14 protein-coding genes are annotated in these 17,276 nt (G+C 58.1%); 7 read left to right on the top strand and 7 right to left on the bottom strand.

The window, feature by feature from the left end:
• Nucleotides 1-45 precede the first annotated feature (45 nt).
• Entirely contained in the window at nucleotides 46-570 is a 525-nt protein-coding gene (locus BMY55_RS12180; RefSeq protein WP_091430974.1) for a DUF2478 domain-containing protein, read from the top strand.
• Between the two features lie 802 nt (nucleotides 571-1,372).
• Here BMY55_RS12180 and BMY55_RS12175 read toward each other — a convergent pair.
• Nucleotides 1,373-2,131, bottom strand: coding sequence for an alpha/beta fold hydrolase (locus BMY55_RS12175; protein ID WP_091430972.1), 759 nt, complete (start codon nucleotides 2,129-2,131; stop codon nucleotides 1,373-1,375).
• A gap of 124 nt (nucleotides 2,132-2,255) precedes the next feature.
• Between BMY55_RS12175 and BMY55_RS12170 the strand changes: the two genes are divergently transcribed.
• Nucleotides 2,256-2,618 carry a hypothetical protein gene (locus BMY55_RS12170; RefSeq protein WP_091430970.1) on the top strand — a complete coding sequence of 121 codons (363 nt, stop codon included), beginning with the start codon at nucleotides 2,256-2,258 and terminating at the stop codon, nucleotides 2,616-2,618.
• Between the two features lie 118 nt (nucleotides 2,619-2,736).
• Here the strand turns inward: BMY55_RS12170 and glyA are convergent, their stop codons facing one another.
• Nucleotides 2,737-4,029, bottom strand: coding sequence for a serine hydroxymethyltransferase (gene glyA, locus BMY55_RS12165; RefSeq protein ID WP_091430968.1), 1,293 nt, complete (start codon nucleotides 4,027-4,029; stop codon nucleotides 2,737-2,739).
• Nucleotides 4,030-4,109: 80 nt separating this feature from the next.
• Between glyA and BMY55_RS12160 the strand changes: the two genes are divergently transcribed.
• Entirely contained in the window at nucleotides 4,110-4,961 is an 852-nt protein-coding gene (locus tag BMY55_RS12160) for an NAD kinase (protein ID WP_407639035.1), read from the top strand.
• A 9-nt stretch (nucleotides 4,962-4,970) separates the two neighbouring features.
• On the opposite strand, the gene BMY55_RS12155 is transcribed toward BMY55_RS12160, so the two are convergent.
• The 3 genes from BMY55_RS12155 to BMY55_RS12145 all read right to left on the bottom strand — a co-directional run bounded on the left by BMY55_RS12155 (nucleotide 4,971) and on the right by BMY55_RS12145 (nucleotide 10,974).
• The gene (locus BMY55_RS12155; RefSeq protein ID WP_091430965.1) at nucleotides 4,971-6,452 is read right to left on the bottom strand and encodes a sigma-54-dependent transcriptional regulator; all 1,482 of its coding nucleotides are present in this window, start codon (nucleotides 6,450-6,452) and stop codon (nucleotides 4,971-4,973) included.
• A 127-nt stretch (nucleotides 6,453-6,579) separates the two neighbouring features.
• Complete coding sequence (locus tag BMY55_RS12150) at nucleotides 6,580-8,469, bottom strand: propionyl-CoA synthetase (RefSeq protein WP_091430963.1); 1,890 nt, start codon at nucleotides 8,467-8,469, stop codon at nucleotides 6,580-6,582.
• 231 nt (nucleotides 8,470-8,700) lie between these two features.
• Nucleotides 8,701-10,974 (bottom strand): NADP-dependent malic enzyme, encoded by a 2,274-nt coding sequence (locus tag BMY55_RS12145; protein ID WP_245744730.1) that lies wholly within the window; start codon nucleotides 10,972-10,974, stop codon nucleotides 8,701-8,703.
• 207 nt (nucleotides 10,975-11,181) lie between these two features.
• On the opposite strand from BMY55_RS12145, the gene BMY55_RS12140 reads away from it, so the two are divergent.
• The 4 genes from BMY55_RS12140 to upp are packed head-to-tail and all read left to right on the top strand — an operon-like array spanning nucleotide 11,182 to nucleotide 14,399.
• The gene (locus BMY55_RS12140) at nucleotides 11,182-11,574 is read left to right on the top strand and encodes a cytidine deaminase (protein WP_091430960.1); all 393 of its coding nucleotides are present in this window, start codon (nucleotides 11,182-11,184) and stop codon (nucleotides 11,572-11,574) included.
• Nucleotides 11,571-12,785: a phosphopentomutase gene (locus BMY55_RS12135; RefSeq protein ID WP_091430958.1), complete on the top strand. Its 1,215-nt coding sequence runs from the start codon at nucleotides 11,571-11,573 to the stop codon at nucleotides 12,783-12,785. Before BMY55_RS12140 ends, BMY55_RS12135 begins: the two co-directional genes overlap by 4 nt.
• Nucleotides 12,782-13,774 carry an adenosine deaminase gene (locus tag BMY55_RS12130; protein WP_091430956.1) on the top strand — a complete coding sequence of 331 codons (993 nt, stop codon included), beginning with the start codon at nucleotides 12,782-12,784 and terminating at the stop codon, nucleotides 13,772-13,774. The genes BMY55_RS12135 and BMY55_RS12130 overlap by 4 nt, the downstream gene beginning before the upstream one ends.
• On the top strand, nucleotides 13,767-14,399 hold the full coding sequence (upp, locus tag BMY55_RS12125; protein ID WP_091430954.1) for a uracil phosphoribosyltransferase: 633 nt from the start codon (nucleotides 13,767-13,769) through the stop codon (nucleotides 14,397-14,399). Before BMY55_RS12130 ends, upp begins: the two co-directional genes overlap by 8 nt.
• A 21-nt stretch (nucleotides 14,400-14,420) precedes the next feature.
• Here upp and BMY55_RS12120 read toward each other — a convergent pair whose 3' ends face one another.
• Entirely contained in the window at nucleotides 14,421-15,437 is a 1,017-nt protein-coding gene (locus tag BMY55_RS12120) for a hypothetical protein (protein ID WP_091430953.1), read from the bottom strand.
• An 81-nt stretch (nucleotides 15,438-15,518) separates the two neighbouring features.
• Nucleotides 15,519-17,162, bottom strand: coding sequence for an AMP-binding protein (locus BMY55_RS12115; protein ID WP_091432498.1), 1,644 nt, complete (start codon nucleotides 17,160-17,162; stop codon nucleotides 15,519-15,521).
• Nucleotides 17,163-17,276 lie beyond the last annotated feature (114 nt).

Here is a 17,276-nt window from a genome sequence, read left to right as displayed (position 1 = left end):
CGCCCGCAAACAGCTGGCGACAGGGAGCTCAATTGGGAAACGAAATTGAACATCGCTTTCATCCGGGTTCAATCGCGTGGTGGCGCCGACAACACCTTGCGCGCAATTGCCGCTACTCTTGGTGGACAGGGGCGTCGGCTTATCGGTGTCTTGCCTGAACCTTGCGTCGCCGCTGATCGCCACGCCTGCGACATGGACCTGATCAATCTCGCGACCGGAGCGCGCCTTAACATCAGCCAGAAACTGGGTGGGGGCTCTACCGGATGCCGTTTGGATGGATCCGCTATCGAGACCGCGGCGATGGCCGTTGGCAGGGACCTGGCAGACAGCTGCATTGCGCCGGATCTTCTGATCCTTAATCGTTTCGGCAAGCAGGAGGCCACTGGACGCGGCTTCCACCCGGTCATCGTGTCCGCATTGGAGCGGGATGTGCCCGTGATAGTCGGCGTCAATGATATGAACCGGCCCGCATTCGAGAGCTTTTCGGCAGGGTTGGCCGCGGAGTTGGCGGATTCTTCCGTGGCCGTGCTGGACTGGCTTGGATCTAGCCCGCGCCCGGTTGCCGCCTGACCAGATCGCTATTCATACTTCAATCGCTCATCGAATCACGATGTACGGACACCGGTGCATGAAGTTCGCTTTTTCGCAATGGAATCGGGTGTGGGAAGAAATGATATACAAGTCAGAGGCATAGGTGAGGCTTCTCCACTTTTCTTCGCCGGGCACAGGTCAGAGAAGGTTGGCTACCAGTTCCGCTTCCACCGCCATTACATCTAAGATATTGATACTATGCCTAAAAATTTTGGTGGAAACACGGAATAAAAGGGTAGCTGTTACCTACAATTCGAGGCCCATTCGGAGAAAAACCGGAATGAAGCACATCATTCAACAGCTTAGCAGCGGTCCAGCTTACCAATTCAAGATGCGGACACCTACAGCATTGAGGGGGATGATCGACCCCGCAACGGGTAAGGCGTCGGGCACCTACATTCAATGAAACCTCGGTGATACCCGCTGCTTGGCGAGCTATAGGCTCTCGCGCTTTTTGGTTATGGCTTCGCGTCCTTCAGGCAGTCGTTCGAACAGAAGTAGATACGCGGGGTTTTCGCCTATCCATGTCGAGGTGAATTTCGTGGTCGCGATGAAGAATTCCGCCTGACCCTTCCAGAAATCGTCATTTTAGTGAACCCGCTTCGGCGGGCTATGTTGTTGTCTTCTCCGGTGGTTCGCGGGATCTTTACTCCAATTTCGCAAGGGGTAAAGATAAGTCATTTGATTTACAGTGAAAATGGCCTGCACCGAGATAACTTGCCCGATTTACAGCCCTGCCACACTTTCAAACGCTGGCAATATCAGGGAGTTAACCTTGCGGTCACGCCCCGAGAAAGCTTAGAGCCGAAGCTTCAAATTCTCGCGGTTTTTCGGCGTGCAGCCAGTGCCCGGTCTGTGGGATCTTGGCGTGCCTTGCTGTTGGGAATAACTTTTTGATGATGGGGCGGTGGTCAGGCAGAACATAGTCAGACAGGCCCCCGGACAGAAACAATGTGGCACCAGTGAACTGCCCGCTGACGTCTGGGAAGCCAACGATCAAATCCATGTCGCGTTCCAGCACATCAAGATTCAGACGCCATTCCCGCGCCTTGACATCCAGCGACTGCAACAGGAATGCACGCACCGAAGCCTCATCGACAGCCCGCGCCAATTGTCTGTCGGCATCCCCTCGGGTTTCGATCTGTGACAGGTCGATGCTGCGCATTGCGGTGATCATGGATTGTTGGCTGTGGGAATAGCCGACCGGGGCGATATCCGCGACCAGAAGTCGGCGCACCATTCCGGGGCGAGACAACGCGAACACCATCGCGGCCTTGCCACCCATCGAATGTCCGATGATATCCACCGTGCCGCCTAGCGCGCTCACAACCTCGGCCAGATCAGTGGCCAGGTCAGGATAACTGTGGCTCTGGGTCCAGGGGCTTTGCCCGTGATTTCGCATGTCCACACACACCACACGGCGAGTGGCCGACATCCGTTTGGCGATAACGCCCCAGTTGCGTGCAGAGCCAAAAAGGCCGTGTGCGATCAGGACGGGCGGGTGCACCGTATCGGTGCCGTATGTCTGCATCTCAAGCATGAGGTTTGATAGCGTGGCGGCGGTCGCGCTTGAACCCCCCTTTTATTCGGCTGGACCCTTTCGCAAACACAGGCGATACCGATAAGATGGCGGCGAAGACGGATCGAGCAAGGCGGAAGCCCACGTGGATATACGCGCAAGAACAGATCGGCTGGCCCAACTGCTTGAACAGCGGTTGGACATTCGCGGTTCGGGGTTTGAAACCAAGTTGCGCCGCGCCGGGCGGTTGTTGCCTCGTCATTTGCGCCGCGACGGTGCCATATTGATCGAAGCGTTGAAGCTGTCAGATCATCCACGTCTGGGGCGACAAGTGGATTCAAAACGACTTGAGAAAGCGGCCGATGCGATCGAGCACTACCTGCTGAACCTTGACGTCTGGGATCGGCGGCGGGGCATCGCCGTGAATGTCTCGGCCAGCGTTCTGATGAATCTTCTGATCGTGATCGCTTTGGTCGCCGGGATACTTATCTGGCGCGGATTGGTTTGATCGTTGCCACGGGAATGTCGCGCAATATTGCAAAAATGAAAGCCCCGATCTGAAAACCGGAGCTTTCCGTGCAATTGTAGTCGAAAATATGTAAGTCTCGCTGGCTGTCAGCTGCCCCTTAAAGGTTCGGATACAGCGGGAAACGAGCACATAATGCGGCGACTTTCGCCTTCACCGCTGCTTCGACATCTGCATTTCCGTCCGCCCCGTTTGCGGCCAGCCCGTCGACCACTTCGACGATCAGGTCAGCGATCTCGCGGAACTCGGCCTCGCCAAACCCGCGGGTGGTACCAGCGGGTGTGCCAAGACGAATGCCCGAGGTCACGGTGGGTTTTTCCGGGTCAAAAGGAATGCCGTTCTTGTTGCAGGTGATATGCGCGCGGCCAAGCGCCTTATCGACGATATTTCCCGTCACACCTTTGGGTCGCAGATCCACCAGCATGACGTGGGTGTCGGTGCCGCCGGTCACGATGTCCAGGCCGCCCTTCATCAACTGATCTGCCAGCGCCACGGCATTGGCACGCACTTGCTTTTGGTATTCCTTGAACTCGGGGCGAAGGGCTTCGCCAAACGCAACGGCCTTCGCGGCGATCACGTGCATCAGGGGGCCGCCCTGAATGCCCGGGAAAATGGCAGAGTTGATCTTCTTGGCCAGATCCTCGCGGTTGGTCAGGATCATGCCGCCACGCGGGCCACGCAATGTTTTGTGGGTCGTGGTGGTCGCCACATCGGCATAGGGGAAGGGCGAGGGGTGCTCGCCAGCCGCGACAAGACCCGCAAAGTGGGCCATGTCCACCAGCAAAAAGGCACCTACGCTGTCGGCGATTTCACGGAACCTGGCAAAATCGATCTGCCGCGGGATGGCCGAGCCACCGGCGATAATCAGCTTCGGCTTATGTTCGGTGGCCAGCGCCTGCACTTCGTCATAGTCGATCAGGTTGTCCTGCTTGCGCACACCATATTGAACCGCGTTGAACCATTTGCCCGACTGGTTTGGGGCCGCACCGTGCGTCAGGTGCCCGCCGGAAGCAAGGTTCATGCCAAGGATCGTGTCGCCCGGCTGGATCATCGCCATGAAGGCGCCTTGGTTGGCTTGGCTGCCCGAATTTGGCTGCACATTGGCAAACTCGCAGTCAAACAGCTTCTTGGCGCGGTCGATGGCCAGATTTTCGGCCATGTCGACATATTGGCAGCCTCCATAGTAGCGCCGCCCCGGATAACCTTCGGCGTATTTGTTGGTCAGCACTGAGCCTTGCGCCTCCATCACGGCGGCGGACACGATGTTTTCCGATGCTATCAACTCGATCTCGTCGCGTTGGCGGCCAAGTTCGTCGGTGATCGACCGATAAAGCTCTGGGTCGCGAGAGGCGAGGGATTCGGTGAAGAAACCTTGGTCACGGGTGGCAGTCATGCGCGTATTCCTTGGATTGGAAGCCTGATGTCCGGATTTCCTATCGGAAACAATCCAGATCGCAAAGACCGGAAAGCGACATGGCTGCGGAAAGACGCGGCAATTTCTGGCACTTTGCGGAAACATGTGTTTCTTTCGGAAACCACGGGACACGCATGGGAAACCCAAATATGAGCCAAAACATCGCTTTCGTCGCAAGCAATGCGCAAATTGCAAAGACCGCGAAAGAGGAACTGGTGGCCCGCTATGGCAACAAGGACGTGAAAGACGCAGACGTCATCGTTGCCTTGGGGGGCGATGGCTTCATGTTGCAAACCCTGCACGAGACACAAGCGCTGACAGCCCCGGTCTATGGCATGAACTGCGGCACGGTCGGGTTTCTGATGAACGAGTATTCCACTGACGATCTTGTCGAACGCCTGATCGCCGCCGAAGAAGAGGTGATCAACCCACTTGCCATGCGGGCGGAAGGGGCGGATGGCAGCGTGCACAAAGCACTTGCGATCAACGAAGTCAGCCTGCTGCGTGCTGGCCCACAGGCGGCGAAGTTGCAGATCAGTGTCGATGGCCGGGTGCGACTGCCGGAACTGGTGTGCGACGGCGCACTGCTTTGTACGGCCGCAGGATCAACGGCGTATAACTATTCCGCGCACGGACCGATCCTGCCCATCGGATCGGATGTGCTGGCCCTGACGGCGATGGCCGCGTTTCGCCCGCGCAGATGGCGTGGTGCCTTGCTGCCAAAGAACGCCGTGGTGCGGTTCGATGTGATGGAGCATGAAAAACGACCGGTGATGGCCGATGCGGACGGGCGGTCCGTTCGCGACGTGGTTTCGGTGGAAATCAAATCGGATAAAGAGATTGCACACCGCATTCTGTTCGATCCCGGACATGGTTTGGAAGAACGCCTGATCCGCGAGCAGTTCGTCTAGCCGCTGGCGTCATTTTTGCGTCCAGTGTTCCCGTTTGCGATAGATCGTCGAGGGTGACACGTCCAGAACCTGTGCCGCCCGCGGGATAGAGCCGCCCTGCGCTCGGATCGTTTCTTCGATGACGATGCGCTCGATTTCTGCCAATGGTCGCCCCAGCAGACCCGTGTCCGCCAAAGTTGCTTGCAGCCCTGCGCTGTTGTCGGGATCGGGCAGCCCAGCCAGAAGATCCACCGGCAGCATGTCGGCTGTGACCAGATCCCCATCATGGTGCAGCACGATATTCCAAATGACATTGACGAGTTGGCGAATGTTGCCGGGCCATGGATGCGATACCAGAATACCAGCGGCGCCGGGTGTGAAGCCCCGAAACCTGCGCCCTTCTTGCCGCGCCGTTTGGACCAGTTTCGTATTGGCGATGACCAGAATGTCTTCGCCCCGGTCACGCAGGGCTGGCAGTGTTATCGGCACAACATGCAGGCGGTAATAAAGATCCTCGCGAAGCCGACCTGCTTTGATTTCTGCGCGGGTGTCTTCGGAGCTAGCACAAATGATGCGCGCATCCACCTTGGCTGCATCAAGCGCACCAAGTGGTGCGATGTCACCGTTTTCAAGAAATCGCATCAGCTGTTCTTGCACCCGTAGATCCGTTCGCGCGATTTCGTCCAGGAACAAAGTTCCACCATCGGCTGTGCTGGCAGTGCCTTTCGAACCGTTGCGGCCATCGGCAAAAACCTGATGCGTCAGGGTGTCAGGTTCCAGTCGGGCACAATCGACAACTACGAACGGGCCAGCAGACCGGTTGCTTTCCGCGTGAAGCGCACGGGCCAGAAGCTCTTTTCCTGTGCCGGTTTCGCCTTGGATATAGATTGGGGCATCCGATGAGGCGATTGTGTCCAGCGCGTGTAGGACAGGATTCATGGACAGATCAGACAGGACCATGCCGTGCCTGATCCAATGCGGATCCGCATGCGCAGCGTGGCCAGAGCCAGCCTTGTGCGCAGGGGCCAGCCGCGCGCGCGGTTTGGAGATTGCGATTGTTCCGTCTTGCGCTTTGCGAATACCACCAATTTTTTGAAGCACTTGGCTGACAGTCTTTTCCAGGCGGTTATGTGTGAATGGCACAAAGATACAGTCCAATGCACCCAAGCGCATGGCTTCGGCTGCATCATTGATCTGGTTGCTTTTTGACACAACGATGATCGCTTGTTCGGCGTTTCGCTTTATCAAATCGCGAATAAGCGGCAAAACGCTGCGTCCGTTTACGTCGAGCGGTAGGAGGGCGATATCAACGATATCATCCTCGGCAATGATCTTTGCTTCTGCAATCGAGTTTGCATACCTGATCTCGCAATCAAGAGACTTGAAAACCGTGGCGGGACACAGGTCGTTAAGCGCAGGCGGGGCTAAAACCATTACGACCGGGGATCGCGCGTTCGCATCTGTATTGAACAATCCGGTGGCGCCGGGATTGCCCCGTTCCTCTATCGCCATCTTCCCCCCAGTTCACGTGCACAAGTTTTCTTGTCCCGGTTGGTTCTAGCCACCCCGCGGCTGAAAAGCCAAAAAAAAACTCATCCGACGCGTGGCCGGATGAGTTTTGCGTGCTTGAAATCCCGTGTCAGTCGGCGTAGCCAAGGCTTTGCAGCGCCTCTTGGATTTCATTCAAAATGGCCGGATCGTCGATGGTCGCCGGCATCTTGTAATCCTTACCGTCCGCGATAGACACCATGGTAGCGCGCAGGATTTTACCCGACCGCGTTTTCGGCAGACGATCCACCACGATGCACAGCTTGAAGGCCGCGACTGGGCCGATCTTTTCACGCACCAGCCTGACACATTCGGCGGTCACGTCCTCTTCCGGCCGATCCGTGCCAGCATTCAGGCAGATCATGCCCAAGGGCAACTGCCCTTTCAATTGGTCGGTGACGCCGATCACGGCACATTCGGCCACGTCCGGGTGCGAGGCCAGAACCTCCTCCATCGCGCCTGTAGACAGACGGTGGCCAGCGACGTTGATCACGTCGTCGGTGCGGGCCATGATGTAAAGATATCCGTCTTCATCTTTGTAACCAGCGTCGCCTGTCTCATAGTAACCGGGAAAAGTGTTCAGATAGCTGGATTTGAACCGGTCTTCTGCGTTCCAGAGGCTGGGCAGCGTGCCAGGAGGGAGGGGTAGTTTGATGGCGATGGCACCCAGTTCGCCCGCGGCCACCGGATGACCTCCCTCATCCAGAATTTGCACGTCATATCCGGGCATCGGCACCGATGGCGAGCCGAGTTTCACGGGAAGTTCCTCGATTCCAAGCGGGTTGGCTGCGATCGCATAACCCGTTTCGGTCTGCCACCAATGGTCGATCACGGGAACTTTCAGCTGCTCCTGTGCCCAGACGATGGTGTCAGGATCAGCACGTTCCCCAGCCAGATAGACCTGTTTCAGGCAAGACAGATCGTATTTTCTGACAAACTCGCCCTTGGGATCCTCCCGTTTCACGGCGCGAAAGGCGGTGGGGGCGGTGAAGAAGCTTTTGACCTTGTGTTCCGAAATCACCCGCCAGAAGGTGCCCGCGTCGGGGGTTCCAACCGGCTTGCCCTCGAACACGATGGTGGTGTTGCCGTGGATCAGCGGGCCATAGGTGATATAGCTGTGCCCTACGACCCAACCTACATCGGACGCCGCCCAGAACACGTCGCCGGGATCGACATTGTAGATGTTTTTCATCGTCCAGTTCAGCGCGACAAGATGACCGCCGGTGTGGCGGATCACGCCCTTTGGCTGACCGGTCGTGCCGGAGGTGTAAAGGATATAGGCTGGGTGGTTGCCTTCTACTGGCAAGCAATCCGCCGGTTCCGCCGATGCTTCCAACTCGGTCCAATCATAATCACGCCCATCGGTCAGATCGGCGGTCGCTTCCTCGCGTTGCAGGATGACGGTGAACTTTGGCTTTTGCGTCGCGATGTCGATCGCCCCATCCAGAAGCGGTTTATAAGCAATGACGCGCCCCGGTTCGATCCCGCATGAGGCCGCAATGATTGCCTTGGGCTTCGCATCATCGATACGTACCGCCAATTCGTTCGAGGCAAATCCGCCGAACACGACAGAATGCACCGCTCCGATGCGGGTGACAGCCAGCATTGCCATCAAGGCTTCGGGCACCATGGGCATGTAGATGATAACGCGGTCGCCTTTTTCGACACCTTTTGCCTTCAACGCACCCGCCAGCGCTGCAACACGGTTTCGCAGGTCCGCGAAGGTAATTTTGGCCTGCCGTCCTGTGATCGGGCTGTCATAGATGATCGCCACCTGATCGCCGCGACCGTTTTCGACATGACGGTCAACCGCGTTATAGCATGTGTTCACCAATCCGTCCGAAAACCACTCGTAAAGCGGTGCGTTTTCGTCAAAGAGCGCTTTCGAGGGCGGCTTGTCCCAACTGATCGCCTTGGCGGCATCCATCCAGAAAGCTTCCGGGTCTGCCTGCCAAGCAGCGTAAACATCTTTGTATGCCATGGTGCACTTCCTCCAGTTTCCCTTGGTATGAAGTGTTACGCCCCCGGCTATCGTTAGGGCAAGCGCGGCGTGTCGCAGTGCGACGGTTTAACCTGAATAATTTGCAATCGGACAGAAAATAGCTTGCAAATTTTTGCAAACCTCTGCGAAACAAGCGTTTTGAATTTGAAAAATGTGGAATTTGCAAAATTGCAAACTCCGCACTGCAAAGATTAGCAGCCCTGAGTCGCCCTAGCCATACTTGGCGACTGGCGTGCCAGCAACCGCCGACATATTCAGCAATCCACGCGCCGTGATCGAGGGTGTGACGATATGGGCGCGGTTGCCCATCCCCATCAGGATCGGGCCGACCTCCAGCCCGCCGCCTTTCACCTTCAAGGTGTTGCGCACGGCGCTTGCTGCATCCGCGTTGGCGAACACCAACGCGTTCGCAGGCCCATCAAATCGGGCATCGGGGAAGATATGCTGGCGCACATCCATGTCCAGCGCCGCATCGACATGCATCTCGCCCTCATATGCGAAGTCGCGTGGACGGCTGTCCAGAATCTCCAACGCGCCGCGTGCGCGTCGGCCGCTGTCGCCGTCATGATTGCCGAACTGGGAATAGGAGCACAGCGCGATTTTCGGCTCGACGCCAAAGCGACGGACATGACGGGCTGCGGCGCAAACAGACTCGGCAATTTGCTCTGAGGTCGGTGTGTTGTGAACATGCGTGTCTGCGATGAACAGCGGGCCGTCTTGCAAGATCATCAGGCTAAGCGCGCCAACCGGATGCAATTGCCCGGTGCCCAGGATTTGTTTGATATAGTTCAGGTGCCACAAATACTGTCCGAACGTGCCCGCAATCATGCTGTCGGCTTGTTCCAGATGGACCATGATCGCGGCAATCGCGGTGGTGTTGGTGCGCAGGATCGCCTTGGCAAGATCGGGCGTCGTGCCCTTGCGGGCCATGATCTGGTGATAAGCGCCCCAATACTCGCGATAGCGGTCATCGCGTTCCGGGTTGACGATCTGGAAGTCTTTCCCGGCGGTGATCGACAGACCCGCGCGTTCGCAGCGCTGGGCAATCACATCCGGTCGCCCGATCAGGATCGGGGCATCGGTGGTTTCTTCCAGCATTGCGTTGGCGGTCCGCAGCACCCGTTCGTCTTCGCCTTCGGCAAAGACGATCCGACGTTCGGCGGTTGCCGCAGCCTCGAAGACCGGGCGCATGATCAAGGCCGACCGGAACACCGAGCCGTCCAGTGTTTTCTTATAGGCCGCAATGTCGTCAACGGGTCGGGTGGCGACGCCGCTTTCCATCGCGGCTTTGGCCACCGCGCTTGCCACGACACCCATCAGGCGCGGATCAAACGGTTTCGGGATCAAGTAGTCCTCGCCAAAGCTCAGTTGCTCACCCTTGTAGGCCGCAGCCGCTTCGGCTGATGTGGTGGCACGCGCAAGGGCTGCGATTCCTTCGATGCACCCCAGTTGCATGGCGTCGTTGATCTCGGTCGCGCCTACATCCAAGGCGCCGCGGAAGATGAACGGGAAGCACAAAACATTGTTGACCTGATTAGGGAAGTCCGAGCGTCCGGTGGCGATGATAGCGTCAGGTGCAACGGCGCGCACCTCGTCCGGCATGATTTCTGGCGTTGGATTGGCCAGGGCGAAAATGATCGGTCGCTTGGACATCTTGGCGACCATCTCCGGCTTCAGAACGCCGGGACCAGACAAGCCCAGGAACAGGTCTGCCGCTTCGATGACGTCATCCAACGTGGACGGTTTGGTGCCCTGGGCATAGGCAGCCTTCTGCGGCGTCATTTCGGTTTCGCGACCCTCATAGACCAACCCTTCAATGTCGCACAGCCACACATTTTCGCGTTTCACGCCGAGTTTCAAAAGCATGTTCAAACAGGCAATCCCGGCCGCGCCACCCCCGGTTGACACCACCTTGATCTGATCGAACGACTTGCCCGTAACCCTTAGTGCATTGGTCGCGGCAGCACCGACAACGATGGCAGTGCCGTGCTGATCGTCGTGAAATACGGGGATGTTCATACGCTCGCGGCAAATTTGTTCAACGATGAAACAATCGGGCGCTTTGATGTCCTCAAGATTGATCGCACCGAAGCTGGGTTCCATGGCGCAAACGATGTCCGCCAGCTTTTCTGGGTTGTTTTCATTCAACTCGATATCAAAGCAATCAATGTTGGCAAATTTCTTGAACAGGACGGCTTTGCCTTCCATCACAGGCTTCGATGCCAGCGCACCAATATTGCCCAGCCCCAACACCGCCGACCCGTTTGACACGACGGCGACAAGGTTGCCGCGTGCGGTGTATCGGCTTGCTGTGGAAGGATCCTTCTTGATTTCCAGACAGGCTTCGGCCACCCCCGGCGAATAGGCCAGGCTTAGATCTCGCCCGTTGGCCATGGGTTTGGTGGCGCGGATTTCCAGCTTCCCTGGTTTCGGAAACTCATGATAATCCAACGCGCGTTTGCGGGGGTAATTGTCGTCGCTCACGGTATCCTCCAGCGAGAAGTTTAGCTTTAAACTATCTTCCGGGCTGCCATACAACAGGCAGCGGAGCGCATTCAAGACTGCTTGCGCAATCATAGGATAGCGCAGGTATTGGCTGGCGCGTCAACTCGGCAAGGTTTGGCCTTGCATCCGGCGTCGCCCCGCGCCAACTTGGTTGAATACCATTGCCATCACTTTTCAGGAGGTCCGATGTCGCTGTTGGATGCTGCCAAGACCGCACGTGAAAACGCCTATGCTCCGTATTCGAACTTCAAGGTTGGCGCAGCACTGCGCTGTGCATCCGGGGCAGTGTATTCTGGCTGTAACGTCGAGAATGTCGCCTATCCCGAGGGCACCTGCGCCGAGGCCGGGGCCATCGCGGCCATGGTCATGGCGGGCGACCACAAGGTCATCGAGGCGGTCGTGATTGCCGATGCGCCGCTGCCGGTAACGCCGTGTGGTGGATGCCGCCAGAAACTGGCGGAATTTGCAGATGCTGATGCCACTATCACCATGATGACGCTAAGCGGTGAAAGCCTGACCATGACGATGGCGGAACTGTTGCCAGGCGCCTTCGGAACCGAGCATATGGAGAACACATGACGCGTGCCTTCCTGATCGTTCTGGACAGCGCAGGATGTGGCGGAGCACCGGACGCGCACGCGTTTTTCAACGACAAGACCGTGCCGGATACCGGTGCCAACACCCTGGCACATATCGCGCAGGCCTGCGCGGAAGGGCTGGCAGAAGACGGGCGATCCGGTCCGCTGAAGATGCCCAATCTGGACGGGTTGGGGCTGGGCGCAGCAATTCGTCTTGCCTCAGGCGATGAGGCCCCGGGGTTGGACACCATACCCGACGGTCTGTGGGGGGCGGCTGAAGAGATTTCGAAGGGCAAGGATACGCCATCGGGTCATTGGGAAATCGCAGGCGTGCCTGTGCCGTGGGAATGGGGATACTTCCCGGACACCCAGCCCGCCTTTCCCGACGACCTCACCCGTAAAATCTGCGAAATCGCCGGTGTTGATGGCATTCTGGGCAACAAACATGCGTCCGGCACCGCGATCCTTGATGAATTGGGGGCCGAGCACGTGCGGACAGGCTGGCCCATTGTTTATACCTCAGTTGACAGTGTCATACAGATTGCCGCGCATGAAGAAACCTTTGGCCTCGAACGTTTGGTCAACTTATGCGAGGCAATCGCGCCCGAAGTTCACAAGATGCAGGTTGGGCGCGCCATCGCGCGCCCCTTCATCGGATCCGAGGCCGAGGGCTTCAAGCGCACCACCAACCGCCGCGATTTCGCGATGACCCCGCCCAGCCCGACCTTGTGCGACTGGGTGCATGAGGCCGGACGCAAGGTTCATGCGATTGGCAAGATCGGCGATATCTTCGCTCATCGCGGCATTGATACGTTGAAAAAGGGCGCCGATGCTGACCTGATGGAGCATTTGGTCGCATCGAGCGACAGCGCACAGGATGGCGACCTTGTGTTTGCCAATTTCGTCGAGTTTGACTCCAAGTATGGGCATCGCCGCGATGTGTCGGGCTATGCCCGCGCCCTGGAATGGTTCGACGCCGAGATACCCCGTGTCCTCGATAAGATGCGAGAGGGTGACTTGCTGATCTTCACTGCCGATCACGGCAATGATCCGACTTGGGTTGGGACCGATCACACCCGCGAACGCGTGCCGGTGATCGGCGCCGGGCTGGGGATGCGGGAAATTGGCATTTGCGGTTTTTCCGACATTGGGGCATCAGTCGCTGCACATCTGGGGCTTGAGGCCCGTGGGGCAGGGAAGTCGTTTTTATGAGCTACAGAGCATTGCCGAAGGTTGAACTGCACACCCATATCGAAGGTGCGGCCCCGCCGGATTTTATCCGGGGTTTGGCGAAGGAAAAAAGCGCCGATCTGTCGGGTATCTTCGCGGCGGATGGCGGCTATGCCTATCGTGATTTCTGGCATTTTCTTGAAGTGTATGAGGCAGCAACTTCTGTTCTGAAAAGCCCGAATGACTATGCGCGGTTGACCCGAGCGGTGTTGGAAAACTGCGCCGAGGCGGGCGTGGTTTATCTTGAGACGTTTATTTCGCCGGATTTTTGCGGCGGGCGGGATGCGATAGCGTGGCGCGACTATCTTTCCGCCATTCAGGATACCGCCGCTGAGGTCGAGCGTGACGCCGGGATCACCCTGCGCGGGATTGTCACCGCCGTTCGTCATTTCGGCCCGGACGCGGCGCGCGAAACTGCGCGCTGCGCACAGGAAACCGCTGGTGATTTTATCACCGGCTTCGGTATGGGCGGGGACGAGAAATCCGGCAAACAAGGTGATTTCGCCTATGCGTTCGACATGGCGCGCGAGGCCGGATTGAAGCTGACCACCCATGCGGGCGAATGGAACGGCCCGGACGAGGTGCGGGCGGCTTTGGACGATTTGCGCGTGCAGCGGATCGGTCACGGCGTGCGCGCGATTGAAGACCCGGCGCTGGTGAACCGTCTGGTCGAGGACGGGATCACGCTTGAGGTCTGCCCCGGTTCCAACGTCTTTCTTGGCGTCTATCCCGACCTTGCCGGGCACCCGATTGCGAAGCTGCGCGACCGGGGCGTCAAGGTCACGGTGTCCACCGACGACCCGCCCTTTTTCCGCAGCGACATGGTGAAAGAATACGAAGACCTGTCGCGTCAGTTCGGCTGGAACGCGGCAGATTTCAAAGCCCTGAACCTGACCGCCATCGAGGCGGCATTTTGTGACAATGCCACGCGTGACCGCGTGCGCAATATCGTGGAGGCCCAGGATGTATGAGCATCTGACCGTCGTGAAACACCCGTTGATTCAGCACAAACTGACCCTGATGCGCGACGAGACGACACCGACCAACCATTTTCGCCAGCTTCTGCGCGAGATCAGCCAACTTCTTGCCTATGAGGTGACACGCGAACTGCCGATGGAAAACCAGCGGATCAAGACGCCGATGCAGGAAATGGATGCCCCTGTTCTGGCGGGGCGCAAGCTGGCGTTGGTGTCGATCCTGCGGGCCGGGAACGGGCTTTTGGATGGGGTTCTTGAACTGATCCCCTCGGCCCGTGTCGGATTTGTCGGGCTTTACCGCGACGAAGAAACGCTGGAACCGGTTCAGTATTATTTCAAAGTGCCAGAGGCGCTGGAAGACCGTCTTGTCATCGCGGTTGACCCGATGCTGGCCACCGGCAACAGTTCGGTCGCCGCGATTGATCTGCTGAAAAAGGCCGGTGCCCGGGACATTCGGTTCATGTGCTTGCTGGCCGCTCCCGAAGGGGTGGCCCGGATGAAAGAGGCGCACCCGGACGTGCCAATCATTACCGCCGCGCTGGATGAAAAGCTGAACGACAAAGGGTATATCGTGCCAGGTCTTGGGGACGCGGGTGACCGGATGTTCGGAACAAAATAAGCAGCGCGTCCATCTGGGCGGCTATTCGCCACAGATGCCTTGCAGGCGCACCCAGTTGGCATCGGTCAGCAAGGGTGTGGCGTCCGCCAGTGGCACAGGATCGGCCTCGATCAGTTCAAGTGTCGTTTCCCCTGTGAGGTCCAGCGCATAGGCATATGGGGTGGATCGCACACCCGCCTTTGCAAATCGCGCCAGCAATGCGGCATGGTTTATCGGAGCTGTGGGCGCAGTCAGTAAATCTTCAGCATAGCTGTCGATCACGCTGTCAGGCAGATCGCCCGTCGTCAAAATCTGAGCGGTCGCCCTCAACCCGGCATGTTCCAACAGGGCTTTCATCGGGTCGGTATTCTGACGGCGCAGATCCTCGGCGAGCAGGAAACCAGCGACCACGTCGGGTTCTTCGTAATCTTCGATCAAGGCGCGGTTCAGAAGGGTGATCCGTCCCGGCAGATGCGCCGCGGTCTGCACCCCGCCCGACAAAACGATTACACGGGTCGTTGACCCGTCCAGTACGCGACTTGTCAATCGGTCAAGCGCGGTTTGGCCATTCTTTCCATCGCATTGCTGGCCCGCCACGCGACCGATCCGGTTCAGAATACGTTGCCCAACGGCCTCCCGTGTCGGGTCCGGCAGGACAGAGACCGTGTAGTTCCGAAGCGCATTGGGCATCCAGAATACACCAAGCGCGAGCAAGAGGCAGAAGAAACCGGCTGTGATCCAATGGCGCAGGCGACCCGGATGGGGGCGTCGTCGTTCGACAACCTTGCGCACCTTCTCGATCGCCCGGATCATTGTGTCGTCGTCAATCTCAAGCACTTCGGTGGCGTCATTGCCCGGCGAAAACAAGGCCGGGCGCTCGGCCGGGTTCAGCCGGATAATGGCCGGCAGCGACCAGTGGGTCAGTGCGGTGTCATGTGTGTCGGAAATCGTCAATGTGGCGTCACCAAGTGACACGATCACATCCCGGCGCTGAGCCTCGGTATCGGCGCGCCACAATCCGGCTGCCTCCAGCCGTTGATATTTCGTGAGGGCCGTCATGTGCCGGACGGGTCTCGCCTGCTCGTTATCATTGCAGAAAGAATAGTCTGTTGCGGTCGTTGGGGCAATGCGCGTGGTGGATCAGGATGCGTTCCGCAGACGGTCACGCAATTCGAACTTCTGGATCTTGCCGGTCGAGGTTTTGGGCAGTTCGCAAAACTCGATCATCTTTGGGGTCTTGAAGCCTGCCAGACGACTGCGCACGAAGGCGATCAACTCGTCTTCCGTCACCTTCGCGCCGTCCTTCAGTTCGACAAAAGCACAGGGCACTTCGCCCCATTTGTCATCGGGTTTGGCCACCACAGCGCACAGGCTCACGGCGGGGTGGTGCATCAAAGTGCCTTCAACTTCGACCGAACTGACGTTTTCGCCACCCGAAATGATGATATCCTTCGCGCGGTCCGTGATGCGGATGTAACCGTCCGGTGTCTGGTGTGCGATGTCTCCTGAGTGGAAATATCCACCGCAGAAGGCTTCGTGCGTTGCCTCTGGGTTCTTCAGATAGCCTTTCATCACGGAATTGCCGCGGATCATGATCTCGCCGATTGTTTCGCCGTCCATCGGAACTTGTTCCATCGTTTCGGGGTCAAGAACGGTGATCTCTTCCATTTGCGGCATGGCAATGCCGGTTCGCGCTTTCATGGATGCTTTTTGGTCTTGCGGCAGGTCGTCCCATTCCGGGCCATTCCACAGGCATTCGGTTACATGGCCGTAAGTCTCGGTCAGCCCATAGACCTGTGTAACGTTGAAACCTAACGGCTCTATCGCTGCCAAGGTGGCAGCAGCGGGCGGGGCACCGGCGGTGAAGACCTCGACCGTGTGGTCAAAGGTCCGACGGTCCTTGTCTGGCGCATTCACAATCATGTTCAGCACGATGGGTGCGCCGCCAAAATGGGTCACGCCTTCATCGGCGATCGCGTCATAGATCGCTTTGGCAGTAATATCGCGACAACATATGATCGTCCCCCCCAACGCTGGCATCATCCAGCTATGGTTCCAGTTGTTGCAGTGAAACAAGGGCACAATGGTCAGGTAACGCGGATATAGTGTCATGCCCCAACTGATCGGGGTGCCCATGGTCATCAGATAGGCCCCCCGGTGGTGACAAACCACGCCCTTGGGCCGCCCGGTTGTGCCAGAGGTGTAATTCAACGCAAGGCTTTCCCATTCGTCCTGAGGCATGATCCAATCAAAACTGGCGCTGCCTTCACGCAACAGGTCTTCGTATTCCAGATGGTTGCCGGTGGCCGGAAATCCGGCATCCGGGTCGGCAACCTCGATGATCATCGGCGCGGGCTTGCCTTGGGCGGTCAGTTGACCGATGGCCTGTTCCGCCAGCGGCAGAAGCTGGGTGTCGACCAGCACCGCGCGGGCCTCGCCATGACCGAAGATGTAAGCCACAGTGTCCACGTCCAGCCGTGTGTTGATTGTGTTCAGGACCGCACCGCACGCCGGGACGCCAAAGCTGGCTTCTACATGCGCCAATATGTTGGGCAGAAGCGTAGCGATCACGTCACCCGGTTTGATCCCACGGCCAGTCAGCGCCGAGGCCAGCCGCGTCACCCGGTCGTGATATTCCGCGTAACTCAGTCGCCGCGTGCCATAGACCAGCGCCTCGCGCTTGGGAAACACCCGCGCGGCACGCCGAAGATGCGACAAGGGCGTCAGTGGTACGAAGTTTGCCGCGCATTTGTTCAACCCGGTTTCGTCAGCCATCCAGCCCATCGGTGTTTCTCCCTGTCTTGCTCTGACCTTTGGGTCGTGTATGTCGTTTTTGAAGCAGACCAGAATGATACCCACGTGGTCAATGCTCATGACGCTTGAATAAAGGGTGGAAAA

The organism is Aliiroseovarius sediminilitoris, assembly GCF_900109955.1.
Classification (GTDB): domain Bacteria; phylum Pseudomonadota; class Alphaproteobacteria; order Rhodobacterales; family Rhodobacteraceae; genus Aliiroseovarius; species Aliiroseovarius sediminilitoris.
The sequence above is the reverse complement of the archived record's forward strand: the minus strand, read 5'-3'. Positions and strand labels throughout refer to the sequence as shown.